This is a genomic window from Paenibacillus sp. sgz302190, assembly GCF_059820445.1.
On record NZ_JBZYAO010000101.1, the window covers coordinates 1 to 1,147 of the forward strand.

General features: G+C 44.5%; 1 protein-coding gene. It reads left to right on the forward strand.

The features are described 5' to 3' along the window. The first annotated feature begins 56 nt into the window (after positions 1-56). The gene (locus tag AC6RNO_RS36675) at positions 57-1,007 is read left to right on the forward strand and encodes a tyrosine-type recombinase/integrase (RefSeq protein WP_497108440.1); all 951 of its coding nucleotides are present in this window, start codon (positions 57-59) and stop codon (positions 1,005-1,007) included. Positions 1,008-1,147 lie beyond the last annotated feature (140 nt).

The window sequence follows — 1,147 nt, forward strand, 5'->3', positions numbered from 1 at the left end:
AAATAGGGGTTCGCACAATTATCGTTGTTCGAATATTTAAGGAGGAACAATCTCTCATGCCAACGCCAATGAGCCTATCTCAACTCGCTATCCATGCAGAGAGCAAGCAAAACTATTCCGATGACCAAATCGTTAATATGTTCTTCGCCACTTATCAACGTTCGAAATATACAGTAAGAAATTACCGCAGCGCCATTGAGAAATTTCGCAGTTTTATCGGGGATAAATCTTTGAAAGATGTGACGTGGAAAGAAATCGAAGTGTACAAAATCGGGCTGATTGAAGGGCTCCTCAACCAGCAAAACAAACCGAAAGCGCCGGCGACCGTCGCTATTCATATTGCTCCGCTGCGCTCGCTTTACAAATGGGGAAGCGATTCGAATATCGGGATTTTCCCCAATAACCCCACTACAAGCGTTCGTATGCCCAAAATAACAGTCACCAGCAAAAACAATTATTTAACCAAAAGCGAGGTTCTCAGGTTGTTCGAACAGTTGAAACAGCAGGGCTCCCGGCAATATTTGGTCGGTTTAACCCTGGTTTTACTGGGCTTGCGGGTGTCTGAGCTAATCTCCATGGAATGGGGGCATTTCCACCCCGACCCGGAAGAACGCTCGATTTGGCTGACTGTGCAGGGAAAGGGCGGGAAACAACGAGAGGTCAAAATCCCGCATCTGCTATGGGAACTTTTCAACCAGTATCTGTCTCGAACCACGCAAAAGAAAGTGTCGCCCGAGCAAAAAGTGTTCCCGGTATCCGTAAGGCGAATTGAGAAAATGATCCAGAAAGCCCGCGAACAAAGCGGCCTGGAGAAAAAGGTTACCCCTCACTGGCTCAGACATACCAATGCTACTTTAGCCTTACTTCGCGGCGCAACGCTGCAGCAGGTCCAGGAATCGCTCGGACATACGCATATCAACACGACACAGCGCTATTTACACACAGTTCAGCAAATAAAAAAAGCAGCCCCGGATTTTGTCGAGGACTTCTTAAAGGACAGTTTATAGTAAATTAATCCTAGTACTCTTGTATTATGATATGGTATTTATTATAATACTCATTAATGAATAGCCTGTAGAATTAAAGAAAATTAAGAAGAAATTTCTTTGTAATTGTCGAACAACGATAATTGTGCGAACCCCTATTT

What these genes read in the sequence shown, in the direction of transcription:
- AC6RNO_RS36675 (WP_497108440.1), top strand. Translation starts at nt 57, where the DNA reads ATGCCAACGCCAATGAGCCTATCTCAACTCGCTATCCATGCAGAGAGC.